A 15,826-nucleotide genomic window follows, 5' to 3' on the forward strand; every position below is an offset into this window, starting at 1 on the left:
TCTTGCCCGCACAAGGTGTACCTCATAACACTCTTGTAGTGCTGTAATAATAAAACTCTTGTGGTGCGGGCATCTTGCCCGCACAAGGTGTACCTCATAACACTCTTGTAGTGCTGTAATAATAAAACTCTTGTGGTGCGGGCATCTTGCCCGCACAAGGTGTACCTCATAACACTCTTGTAGTGCTGTAATAATAAAACTCTTGTGGTGCGGGCATCTTGCCCGCACAAGGTGTACCTCATAACACTCTTGTAGTGCTGTAATAATAAAACTCTTGTGGTGCGGGCATCTTGCCCGCACAAGGTGTACCTCACTCAAAGCTACTTGCTGTAAGCTGTACTGCATTGAATTTGTATAATTAAAGCTAATTTTTATACTTATAATTATATTAATAATAATAATAGCGGGCAGGACTTGTACTGAGCTTGTCGTTCCCGTAGCGTGGCGTTAGCCATAGTATGCCCGCACCACAAGATTTATACATATTACGATTGTACAATTTAGTTTTGTAACAGCTTATAAATTCCAATCACGACGAAAATTAAAGAAACTTGCTAATAATTCTTGAAAAGCATGGTTTTTATTAATTCTGTGTCTATGCCATTCTCGTGCTGTTTCGATGAGAATTTCTGATAAACTGGGATAAATGGGTGATAATTTTGCTAAATGCTGAATTTTAATATTTTGGGTTATTGCTAAACTAATTATATTAATTAATTCTGCTGCTGCTATTCCTAAAATAGAACATCCCAATATTTTACCATTTTTAAAAACTATTAATTTACAAATTCCTGTAATTTGTCCTTGAACTTGTGCGCTTGTAGCTGTTTTAAAATATTGTTTGAAAACTAAAACTTGATTTTGAGAATATTGACTTTTTGCTTGAATTTCCGTTAAACCAATTTGTGCTACCCTGGGATAAGTATAGATTCCCCAAGGAACACAGTGATAATTAACTTTTACTCTCGGAAAAAATAAAGCATTTTTTATGGCAATATTAGCCTCATAACTACTAAGATTCTGAATATTATAACCACCAATTACATCACCACAAGCATAAATACGATGATTTGTCGTTTGCAATTTTTCATTGACAACTAAGCGGTGTTGATGATATTTTATTCCCACTGCGGACAGGTTGAGATATTCTAAGTTTGGTTGTTGTCCGGTAGCAATGAAAATTTCATCAGTTTCCATAGCTTGATTTCCTGCTTGTACCCATTTTTGATTATCTATATGTCGAACTTGGGTTACTTTTGTTTGTGTTAAAACACGCACACCATTAACTTCTAATTGTGCTATTAGTAATTGATTTATTTCTGGGTCAAGAAGGGGAACAATACTCGATTTTTTAACTATTAAGGTAATATTACAACCAAACTGGGCTAAAACTTGGGCAATTTCTATACTTTGGGGAATACCACCAAGAATTACCCAATTTTTAGGTAATGTTGTTTTTTCTAAATAATCCCAAATATTAGTTAAAGTCAGATATTCAATAGTATCTAATCCAGGAATATTAGGAATTAAAGGACGTGAACCATTAGCGAGTAAGTAAGTCCGACTATACAACCGTCTTTCATTAACTATCAAACTCAAGGGAGAAGATTGAAATTGACCATTACCAACAATAATATCAACTCCTTGAGCTGCTAAATTAGCAAGGGAATTGATTTGAGTAAGATTTTTTGAAACAGAAATAGCATAAAACAAAGCCTTTTTCCAGTTAAGAGATATTGTGTTTAGGTTAATATTTGTTTCGTCAATTCCTAGATTTTCTAAATTACGATATTGTTGAGTAATTTTACTAATTTCATTCAGTACATATTGATGATTAAAATAGTAGTTATGAGAAAAATTATCGCTGACAATTAAAGCCACTTTTGCATTTAACCCAGTAGCATTTAAAGCGGCTTGGTATGCAGCAATAGTGTCACCAAGAATAACTATATCATAATCAATATTGGTCATTAGTTAATTGTCCAATCTTTTCAGGGCTGTTAATAAGCGTTGGTGATCAGATTCAGAACGGACAGCGACGCGGAAAAAACGATCACCCAACTCTTGAAAACTTAAACAATCACGAATTAAAATCTGGTGTTGCTGAAGTAATTTTTTTTGTAACTGGGAAGTAGACTGCTGACATTCTACCAATAGGTAGTTAGCAGCCCCTTCTAGGGGGGTGAAACCAGGAATTGAGGCTAACCCTTGGAATAGTTGATTTCTCGCATCTGGTAGCCATTTCCAGGTGCGATTTTGAAATTCTCTATCTTCAAGAGCCGCGATCGCTGCTTTGGCTGCTAAAATATTTACAGGCCAGGGATCTCGCCATGATTGCCATTTTGCTAAACGCTGGGGGTGAGCGATAGCATAACCTAATCTTAAACCTGCTAGACTGTAGAATTTAGTAAGCGATCGTAAAATCACCAAATTATCATATTCTTGCACCAATTCAATCAGACTTTGTTCCTCATCAGGGGGTAAAAAGTCCATAAAAGCCTCATCCACCACCACCAAAGCAAACCGTTTTAAATACGGTAGGATAGAGTCCCGTGAAAATAACTTTCCCGTCGGGTTATGAGGATTATTCAGGAGTAACCCATATTCCGAGGTTATAAATCTGAAATCTGGAAACAGAGAAAAATTCTCCTGCTTAGGTATAGCCTTTGTCCCCGTTCCCAAATCCAGAGGAAACTCCAGCACTTTAGCATTATAAGCCGCCAGAGTGCGGTAATAATCCCCAAAAGCCGGAGTCAGTATAACAGTTGCTGCTAATTGCGCTAATTCTCTACCAACCAGAGTTAATAATTCTGCTGAACCATTACCTGGCAAAATCCAATCAGCAGCTATTTGATGAAAGTGACCCAGAGCCAGTCTGAGTTCACTATATTCCGGGTCAGGATAATGCCTGAGATTACCCAGTTGGGACATAATGGCTGCAAGGACGCTGCTGGGCGGTCCAAACGGGCTGATGCTGGCAGAAAAATCCACAATAGCATCAGGGGAACAGTCAGCTAACGCCGCCGCCCAGGCTAAATTTCCCCCGTGTGCTGGTTGTGGCATCAAAAATACTCTCCCTACAACAAAACTTACTCTTTTGGGGGTGCTACCCTTTCTCTAAACTGTTTTCCAGCGGAGAAAGCGGGAACTCTGGTAGCGGGAATTTCCATTTTTTCGTTCGTTTTGGGGTTACGTCCCTCACGGGCTTTGCGTTCCCGTGATTCAAAAGAACCAAATCCCACTAATGTAACCTTATCACCAGAAGAAACCGCTTCCACAATGGTTTCTATGGCAGCAGTTAAAACAGCATCAGCCTGTTTCTTGGTAACGTTAGCTTTTTCCGCCACTGCGTCAATTAATTCGCCTTTGTTCATATCAGACTCCTAAAGTTTTACCAGATATTCTTTCAAGATGCACCCTTTCGCATCTTTACGTAAATCTCTGCTTGTACAAATACAAAAATCGTTCCTGGAGAGTATTTACACTCAAAACCGCCGTAAATCCCATTGACTCGACTTTTCAATGAATCATTCTAAGGTGTTGTCGCCCGAAGTGGATAGGTGAAACTATTAATTTATATAGATTTCAGGATTTTTTGTGTTTTTAACCTCTTTTTTGTAGTTAAAACACCCTATTTTCATGAATAAATACTTAGTGGTGCTATTCCTTAGTCCTTGGTGCTTGGGAAACACCTTCTCCCTCTCCTCCTCTTCGTCCCCTACTCCCTTCGTTTTTCTCAACTCTTCCCAGGTTAACTTTTTCTCCTCTATAGGAATAATTCTCAGGAAATCAGCCCAAACACTTATGTTTACATATTGATATTTGATCAAACTCTTGTGGGGTGGGCATCTTGCCCGCCCTATAACTATTTTATTACCCTCAGCTGGTCATCATGTAAGATTTTTTGGGTTTGAAACGGAATTTTCAACTTTTACCCTACCTCCTCTTCCTGGGGATTCTGGTTAAACCTTCAAAAAATTGATATTGATATAGCTTCATGTAGTTGCAACGAAAAAAAAGGTTTGGCGCTTTCAACCAAACCTCCATAATTGCTGTGCTTAACAACGTACTTAATTAATTTAGTCCTACTCTGCTGATAGATCATCTTCCTATGGGGTGTGTCCAAATTGTCCTAAAAATGATAGAGCATTGTCACCACAGATATTGATACTACAGGGGTAAAGTATATAAAATCTTACTAAATAAATTAGACATAAAAAAGGCTTGGGTGTTAGCCAAGCCTCTATATATACCAGGTGTTTACCATATATAACTACTTTAAACCGGATGTTATTCCTATTCATCATTCTGTAAGATGTTTACAAAACCGACAAAATATGATAATTAACGAAACTATAGTGTTTTTAGCCGTTTCCCTGTTACTTGATCAGAAATAAAAAAAGACCCTGAAATTATTTTCAGAGTCCATACACGTTTTTCAGGCATTAATCAAAGTTAACACTACTCAATTTTCATAAATATTTCTACTACCTAAAGTAGAATTAAAGAAGATATTTGTGCTTTTGGTGCGTAAGAAGTTACAATAATAAGAAAGGCTTAGTGGTTTACCAAGCCTATATATACCAATTGTTTACTATAACTACTGAATATACATTAATTGATGCTGATATTAATCTATCTAAAGTCTAAAGTATGTATATCAATATTCACAAAATCTGTTATGGGGTGCAAAAGAAAGAACTAAGTAATATAGAATGGTATATTTTGGGGATTTTTTCTCAAATAAGGAAAAAGGTCTAGCATGAAGCTAAACCTCATAAAAAGCAGTTATTCGACACACCAGGATTAATGTAAATCTACTTCTCTTTTTTTGCATCCCTCTATGGAGTGTGTTTACTTGTCTAGAAGTATGCTATGAACTGAGCCATTTTAAAAAAATCTTAATATTTGTCGTGTAAAATTACATAAATTAATTAAATTTATGACAATTATGACCATAAATTCGCAAACACTACCACTAGTTAAAAATCCCGAAAAACTAGAAAATCGTCTAGGGGAAATTCCTCCAGAACCGGGGGTTTATTTAATGAAAGATAGCAGCGATCGCTTAATATATATAGGTAAATCTCGTAAATTGCGTTCTCGTGTCCGTTCCTATTTCCGCGACTCCAGCAATAAAACGGAACGTATCAACACGATGGTCAAATTAGTGACAGAAATTGAATTTATCGTCACTGATAGTGAAGCCGAAGCATTAGCACTAGAAGCCAATTTAATTAAACAACATCAACCATATTTTAATGTTTTACTCAAAGATGATAAAAAATATCCCTATCTTTGTATTACTTGGTCAGAGGAATATCCGCGTATTTTTATAACTCGTAAACGTCAATTAGCAAAACATAAAAAAGATAAATACTACGGACCTTATACAGATTCCGGTTTATTACGGGAAATTGTGCATTTATGTAAACGCATTTTCCCCCTGCGACAAAGACCACAACCCTTATTTAAAGATCGTCCTTGTTTAAATTATAATATAGGTCGTTGTCCTGGAGTTTGTCAAAAATTAGTTTCTCCAGAAGAATATAGGAAAATTGTCCAGAAAGTGGCGATGGTTTTTCAAGGAAGAACTCAGGAATTAATTAATATCTTAACAGAACAAATGCAAAGGGCTGCGGAGGAATTGGATTTTGAAAATGCGGCCAAAATCCGTGATCAAATAGTTGCTTTAAAATCCCTCAATGCAGACCAAAAAGTATCCTTACCTAATGATACAATCTCACGAGATGCGATCGCTTTAGCCACAGATAATCAACACGCCCATATTCAACTATTTCAAATTCGCGCTGGTCAATTAGTTGGCCGGTTGGCCTTTGTTACTGACTCCCACCCTGAACCTGGAGAAATTTTACAACGAGTTTTAGAAGAACATTACCAAACAGCAGAAAATATAGAAATTCCTAGCGAAATTCTAGTACAACATGATTTACCAGATAGTGAAATTCTGTCCGATATTTTGACAGAACGTAAAGGCAAAAAAGTGACAATTTTAGCCCCTTTGCGACAAACTAAAGCCGAATTAATTGAAATGGTGGAAAAAAATGCCCAATATGAATTACAAAGAATGCAGAAATTGGGAGATAGCAATCTACAAGCAACTCAAGATTTAGCTACTATTCTCAATTTACCAGATTTACCAAAACGTATTGAAGGTTATGATATTTCCCATATTCAAGGTACTAATACCGTCGCTTCTCAAGTAGTATTTATTGATGGTTTACCAGCCAAACAACATTACCGACATTACAAAATTAAAAACCCTAATATTACAATTGGACATTCAGATGATTTCGCTAGTTTAGCCGAAGTTATTCATAGAAGGTTTCGTAATTATATCGCAAATCCCCAATTAACAAGATTAGGTAATTCTGACTGGCCTGATTTAATTATGATTGATGGTGGTAAAGGTCAATTATCTGCTGTTGTGGGTATTTTAACAGAAATGAATTTATTAAGAGATTTGCAGGTTATTAGTTTGGCTAAAAAGCGAGAAGAAATCTTTTTACCAAATTCATCTCAACCTTTAAAAACTAACCCAGAACAACCAGGAGTACAATTATTAAGAAGATTACGAGACGAAGCCCATAGATTTGCTGTGAGTTTTCATCGTCAACAAAGAAGTGATCAATTAAAACGATCTCGTTTAGATGAAATTCCCGGTTTAGGACAACATAGACAAAAGTTACTATTAGCTCATTTTCGCTCCATTGATTATATTCGTCAAGCGACATTTACACAATTAACGGAAGTTCCCGGAATTGGTTCCCGGTTAGCGCAAGATATTTATGATTATTTCCATCCTGTTTAAATATCTTTTTTAAGAAATACAAACCAGAGAGACAAGGAAAATTTACAAGTGAATTGTCTTGGGTTATGGTTGGTTTTGTATTATTGGTTAACTTTGTAAATACCATGGTTTTAAGAGATGAAAATTAGCCTGTGTATGATTGTCAAAAATGAAGAAACTACTCTACCAAGGTGTTTAGGAAGTGTAAAAGGTTTTGTTGATGAAATTGTGGTTCTTGATACGGGTTCAACTGATAAAACTCCTCAAATTGCTGAACAATTTGGAGCTAAGGTTTATTATTTTACTTGGAATAATAATTTTAGTTCGGCTCGAAATCAGGCTTTAAAATATGTGACGGGTGATTGGATTTTGGTTTTAGATGCTGATGAAACTTTAACGTCGGAAATTATTCCTTTACTTAAATCAGTTCTTCTTAAGGAAGAATATCTTGTCATTAATTTGGTGCGTCAAGAAGTCGGTTCTACACAATCACCTTATTCTCTGGTTTCTCGACTATTTCGTAATCATCCAAATATATATTTCGATCGCCCTTATCATGCTTTAATTGATGATAGTGTGACGACAATTTTAACTCAAGAACCATGTTGGGAAGTTGGTTATTTACCCGGGGTAGCAATTCTCCACACTGGTTATCAAAAATCTGTGATTAATGCACTGCATAAATATTCTAAAGCCGCAGCCGCAATGGAGGAATTTTTTGCAAATCATCCCCATGACGCTTATGTTTGTAGTAAATTGGGGGCTTTGTATGTGCATAATCACAAAATTAATCAAGGTATGGATTTGTTAAATCGAGGGTTAAATCAATTAATTACTAATCAATTTAATCAAGATATAAATTATGATATCTTGTATGAATTACATTATCATTTGGGAATTGCTTATACACATCTACAAGATATATCCTCCGCTATTCATCATTATCAAGCTGCGGTAAAATTACCTATTTATTCACTTCTAAAATTAGGAGGATATAATAATTTAGGAAATTTATTAAAAAATCTGGGAGATTTACCAGCAGCAAAAATTGCCTATGAAACAGCTATCAAAATTGATCCTAATTTCGTAATTGGTTATTATAACTTGGGGATGGTATGTAAAGCTATGGGATTATTTTCCCAGGCTATTGATTGCTATAATCATGCTATTAATCTCAATCCTGATTATGCAGAAGCTTATCAAAATTTGGGGGTTGTGTTGTTGAAAATTGGTCATGTTTCCGCTAGTTTAGAAGCCTTTGAATATGCTATTTCTCTCCATGAACTGCATAACCCCGAAGAAGCACAACGAATTCATCAGGGTTTACAGGAAATGGGTTTATTACCAAGTTAATATCAGGCTGCATAGAATCAAATATCCAGAATTATTAGCCGCAGATCAAGATTAATACATTCCCCAAACTCCTCTCTTTGTTCTGAAAGCGTCGGTCTTGTCAGATAAATTATCCTATGCAACCTGAGATTAATTCTGTATAATCACTTAATTAGATACGAGAAAGCACGAATTTCTCTAATCTATCCATTCCCTTTTCAATGGTCGCCAAATCCGTAGCATAGGAAAGACGAATGTTATTATCAGCACAGAAAGCTATACCCGGAATAACTGCAACTTGATGTTCTGCTAATAATGCGTCACAAAATTCCAGGGATTTTAAGCCGGTTTTGCTGATGTCTGGGAATAGGTAAAAAGCACCGTCTGGTTTAGCCGTACTCAAACCAGGAATAGCGTTGAGTCTGTCTAACATGACTTGACGACGTTTAGCAAAAGCTTGACGCATTTCCTCTACGCAATCTTGAGAACCCTCTAAAGCAGCGATCGCTCCATATTGAGCAAAAGTACACACATTTGAGGTACTATGTCCTTGGATGGTACTAGCGGCCTTAATAATTTCTACAGGTCCGGCTAAGTAACCCAAGCGCCAACCCGTCATTGCGTAACCTTTAGCAAAACCGTTACTAATTAAAGTCCGGTTAAAAATCTCTTCACCTAAAGCACCAATACTGATATGTTCTGCACCGTCATAGAGAATCTTCTCATAAATCTCGTCAGAAACCACATAGATATCTGCATCAACTATTACCTGTGCTAAAGCCTTAATTTCCGCCGCCGTGTATACCATCCCCGTGGGGTTGGAAGGGGAGTTAAGGACAAATAACTTAGTTTTTGGGGTAATTGCCTGTTTCAGTTGTTCTGGGGTGATTTTGTAGCCTGTAGAAGCGTCTGTTTCTACAATCACAGACTTCCCACCGACTAAAGTTACCATTTCGGGGTAACTTAACCAGTATGGAGCGGGGATAATTACCTCATCGCCGGGGTCAATCAGTGCTACAATTAAATTGTAAAGAGAATGTTTACCACCATTGGTGACAATCACATTTTCTGGCTTATAATTAAGACCATTATCATTTTTTAGCTTGCGAGCGATCGCTTCCCTTAACTTTGGTTCTCCTGCGGCTGGACCGTATTTGGTTTTACCCTCAGCCAAAGCCTTTGAGGCTGCGGCTTTAATGTGCGCTGGGGTGTCAAAATCCGGTTCTCCAGCACTAAAACTACAAACATCTATACCCTTATCCTTCATAGCCTTAGCTTTAGCTGTAATGGCTAAGGTGATGGAAGGTGTTACCCTACTTACTCTTTCTGCCAGCTTCATTCTACTTTATTTGGCGAATATCTGTCCTATTGATCTCAGGATATCCCATAATTCTCTTCTATATTTGCCTTTTTTTAAATTCTTTTTCCTTCACCAGCGGTAAATATTGAGATCAATAAATTCCCATAATACCAAGTATATGATGATATTTCCAGCTAGTAGAGGAATTAAAACAAGCATTAGATGATTATAGCGGTTCTAAATAAAATATTAAAGATTGCTTCCTATTACCAATCATCAACCAAATAATGACACAAACACTCCCAGCAAAAGATATTAATTTACGCTACTTAATTGATAATTTTGGCATTGAGTTAGTTTTAGATGGACAATTTTTCTGGGAATGGCAAGCAGGATTACCAGAAATTACAGATTTAGATAAACAACTTTTAGACAAAGTAAAAGCTGGTTATTTGAATCTTCTCAATTATCCACCATTACTAGAAGATGTTGTCAGAATGGCAATTGTAGACCCAATACTTTTTATCGGTGATTTTTACCTATCTCCCTTTTATGTAAAATCGGAAGAATCTATAGATATTGCTGTACCAGATGAAGATGTAATTATTAAGGGGAGAATGGATATTTTAGTTTTAAAAAATCAATTATGGGTGATGATTATTGAGTCAAAAAAAGCTTCATTTTCTATTGAAGAAGGACTGGCGCAAATTTTATCATATATGTTAGGTAATCCCTATCATGATCAACCCAGTTTTGGAATGATTGCTACAGGTAGCGAGTTTATTTTTGTGAAATTAATCAAAGGAAAACCTACCCGTTATTCTTTATCAAAAGGTTTCTTAATGCGTAATCCTGGCAATGAATTATACGATGTATTGCGTATTCTCAAGCATTTAACTCAACTAGTGACCGCTTGAAACTTTGACAAGATTGTTTTCTTCCTGGTAACAAGGTAGCGAATCATAATCAATAAAGATGGAGTGAGTTATGGTTCAAGCATTAACAAAATTATTAACTTTCGCAGATTTCATCCTTGAATACAGTAACAACCCCCGCTATGAACTTGCAGACGGAGAATTGATTGACACAGAACCAACAAGACCCCACGAAACCGTCGGTGGTAAAATAGCAACTCAACTGGGTATTGCTATTACCAATGCACAACTTCCCTGGTTTATCCCTCGTACCTGTCTTATCCGTCCTTTTACAGAAATAGCCACAGCCCGACGACCTGATATTGTAGTATTAGATGAAACTTTGCAGCACCATGAACCTTTTTGGGAACATCAACCAATTATTGCTTTAAGACAATCAATTAAATTAGTGGTTGAAGTTGTCAGCACTAACTGGGAAACAGATTATGCTCGTAAAGTTGAAGAATATGCTTTATTAGGAATTTCTGAATATTGGATTGTTGATTATCGAGGTTTGGGAGGAGTGGTTTTCATTGGTAAACGAAAGCAACCGACATTTACAGTTTGTCAATTAATTGGCGAAGATTATAGTCAGCAACAATATCGTTTAGGAGAATATATCAAATCTTCTCTTTTACCTTCTTTACAACTGCGTCTAGATGATATTATGCCACGATAATTTTTGTGAGAATTTATCATAGGGACTGATAAAATCTCATGGGGAGGTGTGGGTTGGGGATGGGTTTCTTGTATCTCACTTAGTCAAGAATCGCTTTTAATTGATCACAACCATATTAACAGGACTTACACAACTGGTATAATATTCTAGATTGTAGTTGTGAATTTCTTCAGCAAATCCTAAATATGCAATATAATAGTATAATCATCACCATAGCCACAGTTAATTTTGATTGTATCCTTAGTTTCTATACTCAATTACTAGCACAAGAACCAAAAAAACTCATCCCTCATATTTATGCTGAGTTTGAAATCCCTGGTTTAAAATTAGGTATTTTTCAACCCAAACCAGTTAACGCAGCAGAATTTGTCACTAATTCCCAAAGTCCCCTAAGTTTGTGTTTAGAAGTCAATAATTTAGAAAGCTCCATATCTTACTTAACATCTTTAGGTTATCCCCCACCAGGAATAATTTATACAGCTTCCCACGGTAGAGAAATTTACGCCTATGACCCCGATGGTAACAGATTAATTTTACATCAATCTAACTAATATGGGAAGTTATTAGTCACAACGAACAACTAACAATTAACAACTAACAATAAATGTCTATTACACAAAACTACAAATTAAATCTAATCCAATGGTATCCCGGACACATCGCCAAAGCTGAAAAGAATCTCAAGGAACAGCTAAAACGGGTAGATGTGATTTTAGAAGTACGAGATGCTCGTATTCCCCTAGCAACAAACCACCCACAAATGAATGAATGGGTGGGAACAAGAACGCGCATACTGGTACTTAACCGAGTAGATATGATTTTACCACAGGTGCGATCGCGCTGGATAGAGTGGTTTAAAAATCAAAGTGAAGTTCCATATTTTACCGATGCTCAACATGGACAGGGAATTACAGCGATCGCCAAAGCCGCCCAAGCAGCAGGTATAGAACTTAACAAACGCCGTCAAGAACGGGGAATGTTACCCCGTCCCGTTCGCGCCGTGGTTATTGGTTTTCCCAATGTCGGTAAATCCGCTCTAATTAACCGTCTCATAGGTAAACGAGTGGTAGAAAGTGCCGCCCGTCCCGGAGTTACCCGTCAACTACGATGGGTCAGAATTTCCGATCAGCTAGAATTATTAGATGCACCGGGTGTCATCCCCGCTAGACTCGATAGCCAAGCCGCAGGAGTGAAATTAGCCATTTGTGATGATATCGGTGAAGCATCCTATGATAACCAACTCATCGCCGCTGCATTCGTAGATATACTTAATGAACTTCAGGAAACATACCCAAAATTTTTACCACCCCATCCATTACTAACACGATATGATCTTGACTCTGTTATCCACACAGGGGAAGCGTATTTACAAGCTTTAGCAGAACATCGCTACAAAGGAGACATAGAACGTACAGCTAGACAAATGATCACCGATTTTCGGAAAGGATTATTGGGGAGTATTCCTTTAGAATTACCACCAATGTAACTGTCAATTTGCTGTTGAGCTTGTGAATATTTTTCAGCCAAAATGTCTAAAATATGAGTTATGAATGTGTTAGATCATAAATGATAGGCAACAAAGAATAGAGAATAATTAAATTACGAATTATTGACACTATTTTTTATTCAGAGGTCAGATAATGGCTATAGCTACTATTAACCCCTACACCGGGGAAACACTGAAAATTTTTGAGCCGTTACAAAAAATGGAAATTGCTGCTAAATTAGATTTAGCAGGAAAGGCTTTTCAAGAATACCGTCAAACAAGTTTTTTAGAGAGGTCTCACTGGTTAGAACAAGCAGCGACTATTTTAGACCAAGAAAAGGCAGATTTGGGGAAATTGATGACTTTGGAAATGGGTAAACCATTAAAAGCTGCCATTGCTGAAGTCGAAAAATGCGCCCTTGTTTGTCGTTATTACAGCGAAAATGCCGCCAGTTTTCTGGCTGATGTCACCATCAAAACCGATGCTAGTCATAGTTTTGTAAAATATCAGCCTTTAGGGGTGATTCTCGCCGTCATGCCCTGGAATTTTCCTTTTTGGCAAGTTTTCCGGTTTGCAGCACCAGCACTGATGGCGGGCAATGTAGCCCTACTAAAACACGCTTCTAATGTACCACAGTGTGCATTAGCAATTGAAGATATTTTTCATCGCGCTGGTTTTCCTGGTGGTGTATTTCAAACATTATTAATCGGTGCAGATCAAGTTGCTGATTTAATGGCCGATGATCGAGTTAAAGCCGCTACTTTAACAGGTAGTGAACCAGCAGGGATATCCCTCGCTGTTGCATCTGGGAAACAAATCAAAAAAACTGTTTTAGAATTGGGGGGAAGTGACCCATTTATAGTTTTAGAAAGTGCTGATTTAGAAACAGCAGTTTCTACCGCAGTTACAGCGAGAATGTTGAATAACGGACAATCTTGTATTGCGGCCAAACGCTTTATTATTGCTGAGGCTGTTGCTGATAAATTTCAAAAATTGCTGTTAGAAAAATTCCAATCCCTGAAAATTGGCAATCCCATGGACCTAGATACAGATTTAGGACCCTTAGCAACTTCTAATATTCTCCAAGAATTAGACCAACAAGTTAAAAAAGCCGTCAAAAGTGGCGGTAAAATCCTCACAGGTGGACATCCTTTAACAGAAATGTCGGGGAACTTTTACCCACCAACAATTATCATAGATGTTCCCGTAGATACACCAATTGCCCAAGCAGAATTTTTTGGTCCTGTGGCATTATTATTCCGAGTTCCTGATCTCAACACTGCGATTAAATTAGCTAATGATACTCCCTTTGGTTTAGGTGCAAGTGCATGGACAACAAATACAGAAGAACAAAATCGTCTAATTCAAGAAATTGAAGCCGGGGCAGTATTTATTAACAGCATGGTTAAGTCTGATCCTCGGTTACCTTTTGGGGGAACCAAGCGTTCTGGTTATGGCAGAGAATTGAGTATTCAAGGTATTCATGAATTTGTGAATATCAAGACCGTTTGGGTGAAGTAGGGGCTTTCCTGCGGTTCGCCCGTACAGGAGTTCAGGAGGAACAGATAAAAAAGAAGAAAATTAAGCAATTACCAATTACCAATTACCAATTACCAATTACCAATTACCAATTACCAATTACCAAACTTATGAACACCGCAGAATTGTTAGTACAGTGTTTAGAAAACGAAGGAGTTCAATATGTTTTTGGACTTCCTGGAGAAGAAAATCTGCACGTTTTAGAAGCTTTAAAAAAATCATCAATTCAATTTATTACTACCCGTCATGAACAGGGTGCAGCATTCATGGCCGACGTTTATGGTAGGTTAACAGGAAAAGCCGGAGTCTGTCTTTCTACTCTCGGTCCTGGGGCAACTAATTTAATGACAGGAGTGGCAGATGCTAATCTAGATGGTGCGCCATTAGTGGCAATTACCGGCCAGGTGGGAACAGATAGAATGCACATTGAATCTCATCAATACTTGGATTTAGTAGCTATGTTTGCCCCCGTTACTAAGTGGAATAAACAGATTGTTAGACCAAGTATTACACCAGAAGTCGTCAGAAAAGCCTTCAAGCGATCGCAAACAGAAAAACCCGGTGCCGTTCACATTGATTTACCGGAAAATATAGCCGCCATGCCCGTAGAAGGCAAACCTTTAAATAAGGATAATAGTGAAAAAACCTATGCTTCCTTTGCCAGTATTCGCGCCGCATCTGCCGTAATTTCCCAAGCAGTTAATCCCATCATTTTAGTAGGAAATGGTGCAATTCGCGCCCAATCTAGCGACGCAGTAACACAATTTGCTACCCAAATGAATATTCCTGTTGTGAATACTTTTATGGGTAAAGGTGTGATTCCCTACACCCATCCCTTAGCACTTTGGTCCGTGGGATTACAACAACGAGATTTTATCACCTGCGGCTTTGATAATTCAGATTTAGTCATAGCTATTGGTTATGATTTAATTGAATTTTCTCCCAAAAAATGGAATCCTGAAGGGACAATTCCTATTATCCATATTGCAGCAACGTCTTCAGAAATTGACAGTAGTTATATTCCCCAATTGGAAGTAGTAGGAGATATTTCTGATTCCCTGAATGAGATCTTAAAATTAGCAGATAGACAAAATAAACCCAATCCCTATTCTATCAGCTTACGTCCTAATATTCGGGCTGATTATGAAGAATATGCCCAAGATGATCAATTTCCCATTAAACCGCAAAAATTAATTTATGATTTGCGGCAAGTTATGGGACCCGATGATATTGTGATTTCTGATGTTGGCGCACATAAAATGTGGATTGCTAGACATTATCATTGTCATAGTCCCAATACTTGCATTATTTCTAATGGTTTCGCGGCTATGGGTATTGCTATTCCTGGTGCATTGGCCGCAAAATTAGTCTATCCAAATCGTAAAGTTGTCGCTGCAACCGGTGACGGTGGTTTTATGATGAATTGTCAAGAATTAGAAACAGCTTTGCGAGTGGGAACTCCCTTCGTGACTCTGATTTTTAATGACGGTGGCTATGGTTTAATTGAGTGGAAACAAGAAAATCAATTTGGTAAAGGTAACTCATCTTTCGTACATTTTGGTAATCCTGATTTTGTCAAATTTGCCGAAAGTATGGGATTAAAAGGTTATCGAGTTGAATCTGCTACAGATTTAGTTCCCATGCTTAAAGAAGCGCTCGCTCAAGATGTACCAGCAGTTATAGACTGTCGCGTAGATTATCGAGAAAACAGTCGTTTTACTAAAAAAGCCGGTGAGTTAATTTGTGAAGTTTAAATGTAGGGGC

13 protein-coding genes are annotated in these 15,826 nt (G+C 37.3%); 8 read left to right on the forward strand and 5 right to left on the reverse strand.

Translation table 11 applies throughout. The features are described from left to right. Positions 1-516 precede the first annotated feature (516 nt). The 4 genes from H6F39_RS10885 to H6F39_RS20500 all read right to left on the reverse strand — a co-directional run bounded on the left by H6F39_RS10885 (position 517) and on the right by H6F39_RS20500 (position 3,830). The gene (locus H6F39_RS10885) at positions 517-1,971 is read right to left on the reverse strand and encodes an NAD(P)/FAD-dependent oxidoreductase (protein WP_137908775.1); all 1,455 of its coding nucleotides are present in this window, start codon (positions 1,969-1,971) and stop codon (positions 517-519) included. Between the two features lie 3 nt (positions 1,972-1,974). Continuing rightward, positions 1,975-3,063 (reverse strand): threonine-phosphate decarboxylase CobD, encoded by a 1,089-nt coding sequence (cobD, locus tag H6F39_RS10890; RefSeq protein WP_190396693.1) that lies wholly within the window; start codon positions 3,061-3,063, stop codon positions 1,975-1,977. Positions 3,064-3,089: 26 nt separating this feature from the next. Further along, positions 3,090-3,374 (reverse strand): HU family DNA-binding protein, encoded by a 285-nt coding sequence (locus H6F39_RS10895; protein WP_137908773.1) that lies wholly within the window; start codon positions 3,372-3,374, stop codon positions 3,090-3,092. Between the two features lie 195 nt (positions 3,375-3,569). After that, complete coding sequence (locus H6F39_RS20500; RefSeq protein WP_162501202.1) at positions 3,570-3,830, reverse strand: hypothetical protein; 261 nt, start codon at positions 3,828-3,830, stop codon at positions 3,570-3,572. A 1,121-nt stretch (positions 3,831-4,951) separates the two neighbouring features. Between H6F39_RS20500 and uvrC the strand changes: the two genes are divergently transcribed. After that, positions 4,952-6,832: an excinuclease ABC subunit UvrC gene (gene uvrC / locus H6F39_RS10900; RefSeq protein WP_190396694.1), complete on the forward strand. Its 1,881-nt coding sequence runs from the start codon at positions 4,952-4,954 to the stop codon at positions 6,830-6,832. 135 nt (positions 6,833-6,967) lie between these two features. Then, a complete protein-coding gene (locus H6F39_RS10905) occupies positions 6,968-8,164 on the forward strand; it encodes a glycosyltransferase (protein WP_242028635.1) in 1,197 nt (398 codons plus the stop codon). Between the two features lie 151 nt (positions 8,165-8,315). Here H6F39_RS10905 and H6F39_RS10910 read toward each other — a convergent pair whose 3' ends face one another. Next, a complete protein-coding gene (locus H6F39_RS10910) occupies positions 8,316-9,482 on the reverse strand; it encodes a pyridoxal phosphate-dependent aminotransferase (RefSeq protein WP_137908771.1) in 1,167 nt (388 codons plus the stop codon). A gap of 248 nt (positions 9,483-9,730) precedes the next feature. Between H6F39_RS10910 and H6F39_RS10915 the strand changes: the two genes are divergently transcribed. The 6 genes from H6F39_RS10915 to H6F39_RS10945 all read left to right on the forward strand — a co-directional run bounded on the left by H6F39_RS10915 (position 9,731) and on the right by H6F39_RS10945 (position 15,816). Further along, positions 9,731-10,360 carry a type I restriction endonuclease gene (locus tag H6F39_RS10915; RefSeq protein WP_190396696.1) on the forward strand — a complete coding sequence of 210 codons (630 nt, stop codon included), beginning with the start codon at positions 9,731-9,733 and terminating at the stop codon, positions 10,358-10,360. A gap of 70 nt (positions 10,361-10,430) precedes the next feature. After that, positions 10,431-11,036 (forward strand): Uma2 family endonuclease, encoded by a 606-nt coding sequence (locus tag H6F39_RS10920; protein ID WP_190396697.1) that lies wholly within the window; start codon positions 10,431-10,433, stop codon positions 11,034-11,036. A 185-nt stretch (positions 11,037-11,221) separates the two neighbouring features. Next, positions 11,222-11,587, forward strand: coding sequence for a VOC family protein (locus H6F39_RS10925; protein ID WP_137908768.1), 366 nt, complete (start codon positions 11,222-11,224; stop codon positions 11,585-11,587). Positions 11,588-11,640: 53 nt separating this feature from the next. Beyond that, positions 11,641-12,522: a ribosome biogenesis GTPase YlqF gene (gene ylqF / locus H6F39_RS10930; protein WP_137908767.1), complete on the forward strand. Its 882-nt coding sequence runs from the start codon at positions 11,641-11,643 to the stop codon at positions 12,520-12,522. A gap of 154 nt (positions 12,523-12,676) precedes the next feature. Further along, the gene (locus tag H6F39_RS10935; protein ID WP_137908766.1) at positions 12,677-14,044 is read left to right on the forward strand and encodes an NAD-dependent succinate-semialdehyde dehydrogenase; all 1,368 of its coding nucleotides are present in this window, start codon (positions 12,677-12,679) and stop codon (positions 14,042-14,044) included. Positions 14,045-14,172: 128 nt separating this feature from the next. Then, on the forward strand, positions 14,173-15,816 hold the full coding sequence (locus H6F39_RS10945) for an acetolactate synthase large subunit (RefSeq protein WP_137908765.1): 1,644 nt from the start codon (positions 14,173-14,175) through the stop codon (positions 15,814-15,816). The last annotated feature ends 10 nt before the right edge of the window (positions 15,817-15,826 follow it).

Source organism: Dolichospermum sp. FACHB-1250, from assembly GCF_014696335.1.
Taxonomy (GTDB): Bacteria; Cyanobacteriota; Cyanobacteriia; order Cyanobacteriales; family Nostocaceae; genus Dolichospermum; species Dolichospermum planctonicum.

Excerpts from the sequence above, each read along its gene's own strand:
- H6F39_RS10895 (WP_137908773.1), bottom strand. The coding sequence starts at position 3,374 with ATGAACAAAGGCGAATTAATTGACGCAGTGGCGGAAAAAGCTAACGTT.
- ylqF (WP_137908767.1), top strand. The coding sequence starts at position 11,641 with ATGTCTATTACACAAAACTACAAATTAAATCTAATCCAATGGTATCCC.
- H6F39_RS10935 (WP_137908766.1), top strand. The coding sequence starts at position 12,677 with ATGGCTATAGCTACTATTAACCCCTACACCGGGGAAACACTGAAAATT.
- H6F39_RS10885 (WP_137908775.1), bottom strand. The coding sequence starts at position 1,971 with ATGACCAATATTGATTATGATATAGTTATTCTTGGTGACACTATTGCT.
- H6F39_RS10945 (WP_137908765.1), top strand. The coding sequence starts at position 14,173 with ATGAACACCGCAGAATTGTTAGTACAGTGTTTAGAAAACGAAGGAGTT.
- H6F39_RS10920 (WP_190396697.1), top strand. The coding sequence starts at position 10,431 with ATGGTTCAAGCATTAACAAAATTATTAACTTTCGCAGATTTCATCCTT.
- H6F39_RS10925 (WP_137908768.1), top strand. The coding sequence starts at position 11,222 with ATGCAATATAATAGTATAATCATCACCATAGCCACAGTTAATTTTGAT.
- cobD (WP_190396693.1), bottom strand. The coding sequence starts at position 3,063 with ATGCCACAACCAGCACACGGGGGAAATTTAGCCTGGGCGGCGGCGTTA.
- H6F39_RS10910 (WP_137908771.1), bottom strand. The coding sequence starts at position 9,482 with ATGAAGCTGGCAGAAAGAGTAAGTAGGGTAACACCTTCCATCACCTTA.
- H6F39_RS10905 (WP_242028635.1), top strand. The coding sequence starts at position 6,968 with ATGATTGTCAAAAATGAAGAAACTACTCTACCAAGGTGTTTAGGAAGT.
- uvrC (WP_190396694.1), top strand. The coding sequence starts at position 4,952 with ATGACCATAAATTCGCAAACACTACCACTAGTTAAAAATCCCGAAAAA.
- H6F39_RS10915 (WP_190396696.1), top strand. The coding sequence starts at position 9,731 with ATGACACAAACACTCCCAGCAAAAGATATTAATTTACGCTACTTAATT.